We start from the raw sequence: 3,641 nt of genomic DNA, 5'->3' as shown, positions 1-3,641 counted from the left end.
ATTCAACTGATCTGCCGATTAAAGTCTTAACTGATCGGCATTAGGGCGTTTGCTCTGGCTTTCCAGACCTGTGATTCCACGCTGCTTATACCGCTTCATCTATTTACGTAATGTCGGTCTAGAAATACCACAGCGTCGACATACGAGACCTGCATCACCACATCCCTCATACATTTTTAGCCACTGTAATCTTTGTTGGATTTCTCTGTCCATAGACATCCAGTATAGTTGAAAGGATGTCTATGAATCATACAACTAAAGGTACATTTTGGCCAAATCTGCAGGTTCTACTTCTTTACCTTCTAAGCTTGCATTCCAGTTGGTGCCAATTAATACACCATCTTCATCAAGGGTAATCAACCAATCTTCTACGAAAATATCGAGAGGGATTTCTAACACTTCGAAGTCAGACCACTCTTCAACGTTGTGAGTTTGTGCATCTTCTTTGGTTGACCAAAAGGGCATAACTTCACTACTTTCAAATTCTGTCGAGTCGCATGCCAGCCAACCATCTTCATTTTTTAAGCCCCATACTAGTTGGGTCTCTTTTGTTTGTTCAATAAACAATTCTAAGTTTGCTTGAAGGTCAGCAGTTAATTTGCTCATTATCTTTATCTCATAAGGTGATGACGCGCAAGGATAGCATTTTGTGCTAGTAAACTCATTACAATTTTAGACAGAAAAAAGGGGCGAAAACGCCCCAATCCTCGATAAATATCGATTTCAACGCTCGCGTTTGGTGAAAATGGTCCACTCTTCTTTCACCGAACCTTTGTGGCCGACGACAGTGGCGACAACTTTTCTATTCATCGCATGGCTAATATCATCATCACCATTTTCTGTCAGTTCAGTATCACCAAAACCAACAATACGGACACGAGTATGGCTAATGCCGTAACTAACAAGCGCCTTCTCGACATTATAAGCTCGGTTTTTCGATAACTCTAAGTTATAACCTGGATTCCCAACCTTACTGGCATAACCTTGTAATTCAATCGAAGCTGAAGGGTATTGCTTGAGAAAATTGGCCATTGACCGTATTTGACTTAGAAACACAGGGTTGACTGTCGCTGAATCATTCGCAAACAGAATTCTAAGCTGGAGTTGCTCTTCGGTTTTAATGAAAGTGCCACAACCATCATTATCGATCTCTGACTTCAATGGTGTTTCGGGGCACAAATCTCTGGCATTAATCACGCCGTCAAAATCATCGTCACGTAAATCGTCTATTTGATCAGCGAGTGGCATATCAATATATGGATAATCATCTCTAGCAGATGAAGTCGTCGAGGTGATAAAGAGTAAGCTCGCTATCATTGGCCATAAGTATTTCAACATGTTAGTACTCCACCGCATCATGCCACTCTTTGGGTGTATCCACTCTCAACGAACTCAACAATGACCCAGTTGCATTCATAACACGGTATTTTGCATACTGTTCATCGTATTTGGCATCGAGATAACCTTTTCTTGCTTCGAAAAGCTCATTTTCAGTATTCAACACATCCAATAGTGTTCGCTTGCCGAGCTTATATTGTTTTTCATAAGCAATAACCGTATCTGAAGCAGAATCAACATGATCGGCTAAAAATTCTTTTTGTTGTAATGTCAAATCAAGAGCGCTCCAAGATAAACGCAACCCCTCTTCAACACTACGATAAGTCCGATCTCTTAAATCTTTCGCTTTGTTCATTTGGTAGGCTGCACTGTCGGTGCGCGCAGAATCTGAACCACCATTATATAGGTTGTAACGCATCCTAATCATGGCCGAGAATTCATCGCTGCTACCTTCTATCCCACCGGCATCATCACGCCATGTTTGTGCAGCTTCGAAAGATAACGTTGGGTAATTTGTTCCCTGAGTTTGTTTATATTGAAACTTTGCGGAATCGACATCGGCTTGCGCTACTTTGATGACCGGGTGATCTTGGTAGGCTTTTTCTAAAGCGTCATCAACGGTAAAAGGCAAAGCAGAGTGGTCTGCTCTAGGGAAAATTAAATCTTGAGGAGGTTGACCTACCAACCGTTTAAACTGGGTATGTATATCAAACAGATTATTCTGTGCAGCTAAAAGATTGCCATGGGCTTTAGCTAGACGAGCTTCAACCTGAGAAAGATCAGCGGTTGAACCAATGCCTGATTCCACACGCTTTTGTATATCACGATATATTTTCTTATGTACTGAGAGGTTGCTTTCAGAAAGTGTCAGTATTTCAAACGCTTTCGTTGCATCGAGATACACCTTAGTGACCTCTAATGCGATATCTTGAGCGTCAGCTAAGAGTTGGAAACGAACGGATTCGGCATCGGCCGAAGTACGATCAATATCGTTTAAAGTCGAAGAACCATCCCAAATCAGTTGGGTTAAGGTAATGGTGGCTTCTTTACGAGTAAGTTCATTTTCAGTACCAGAGGCTAAATCTACCGCTTCGTAGCCAATACCAGCATCGAGATCGATCCTTGGAAGATAAGCACCAGAAGAGGCTTCGCTATTATAGCGCTTACTCACATATTCGTTATATGCACTTTTAATATTTGGATTGGTTGCAAGCGTTATTGACACCGCTTGCTCAAGAGTCTGGCTATATACAGAGATCGGGAAGCTGAGTGCGATGGCGTAGCTCAACGTTTTCATATTCATCCAATTCACTTGGGCACTCCTCTAGGGACTTCTACTTCTTTTAAGCCGCAATAGTACGGCATTAGCTGTTTCATTATCGAGACGCTTGATGGAAAAACGCAACAAAATAACATTAAATTCTCATCAGTAAACAGTAACATATTCATTACATTCGTGATTTTAGCAAAGAATCATACACCAAATCATCAATTAACATTTATTAAACATTGTTGATTATTTTTATAATAAAGTACATCTTTAGTGTGATATTGATTCAAACTATAAATGTGTGACTTAAGTCTCCACCTACGTCACATAAGAAGGTGTAAAAATGGTTTTTCCTTTGTATTACAGGTGTTAAATGCTAATTTATTACCATTAGAAATGACAAATTACGTAGCAAAGATGTAGGAATGTAAACAGTCGCATCGTTGTGAATTCGGAAGTTATTAGAGGCATTATATGGAACTTGGTTCTTTTTCTTTAGGTACAACATTAACTTTCGGTCAGATGATCGTTGTGGATGCAAATGGCAATGTACGGGTGCTTCAGCCAGGAGAAAAAACCTTGCCTGGTGAAATAATCATCAGTGCCAGTAACGCTACCCAAGACGATGTAGGCAATAATAATGATGTACAAATATCAAGAGTTAACGCCGATGGTCGCAACGTAGACATAACCAATGACATCAATGAAATTTTCGCAGCATTAGAGCAAGGCCAAGACCCAACACAGCTAGGCGAAGATCTTGCAACTGCAGCGGGTGAATCGAACGGTTCAAGCCCGACGGGTTCAGTCAGCATCGCTCGCGACGCTTCGGAAACCATAGCCGCAACAGAATTCTCCACGTCAGCACTCACCGCGCTAGGCCTCTCTGAAACACAAAGTTTAACGCTATTAGAAGGCTATTCTCAAAGTGTTTTAGGGTCAATTGTGACGGGCATCAATGGTGCGAACGATAAGGCAGACATCCAAGGCGCGGTGAGCGGCAGCGTGACCGAAGACGCGGCGGAGAACACCG

Annotated in this window: 4 protein-coding genes and 1 pseudogene; 1 reads left to right on the top strand and 4 read right to left on the bottom strand. The window is 41.6% G+C overall.

Annotated elements, in window-relative coordinates; translation table 11 throughout:
* Positions 1-102: 102 nt before the first annotated feature.
* The 4 genes and pseudogenes from AACR75_RS00835 to AACR75_RS00820 form a co-directional block, all read right to left on the bottom strand.
* Positions 103-213, bottom strand: a pseudogene (locus tag AACR75_RS00835) (IS481 family transposase); the annotation flags it as partial.
* Positions 214-255: 42 nt separating this feature from the next.
* Positions 256-606, bottom strand: coding sequence for a DUF2750 domain-containing protein (locus AACR75_RS00830; RefSeq protein WP_013856942.1), 351 nt, complete (start codon positions 604-606; stop codon positions 256-258).
* A 117-nt stretch (positions 607-723) separates the two neighbouring features.
* A complete protein-coding gene (locus tag AACR75_RS00825; protein ID WP_047691416.1) occupies positions 724-1,359 on the bottom strand; it encodes an OmpA family protein in 636 nt (211 codons plus the stop codon).
* Positions 1,340-2,650 (bottom strand): TolC family outer membrane protein, encoded by a 1,311-nt coding sequence (locus tag AACR75_RS00820; protein ID WP_013856940.1) that lies wholly within the window; start codon positions 2,648-2,650, stop codon positions 1,340-1,342. Before AACR75_RS00820 ends, AACR75_RS00825 begins: the two co-directional genes overlap by 20 nt.
* A gap of 432 nt (positions 2,651-3,082) precedes the next feature.
* Here AACR75_RS00820 and AACR75_RS00815 point away from each other — a divergent pair.
* Positions 3,083-3,641: retention module-containing protein (locus tag AACR75_RS00815; protein ID WP_047691413.1), on the top strand; the 559-nt coding region annotated here is incomplete at its 3' end.

This window comes from Vibrio sp. ZOR0018, from assembly GCF_963865925.1.
GTDB lineage: Bacteria > Pseudomonadota > Gammaproteobacteria > Enterobacterales > Vibrionaceae > Vibrio > Vibrio anguillarum.
Note: the sequence above shows the minus strand (reverse complement) of the source record. Positions and strands in the feature narration are given on the sequence as shown.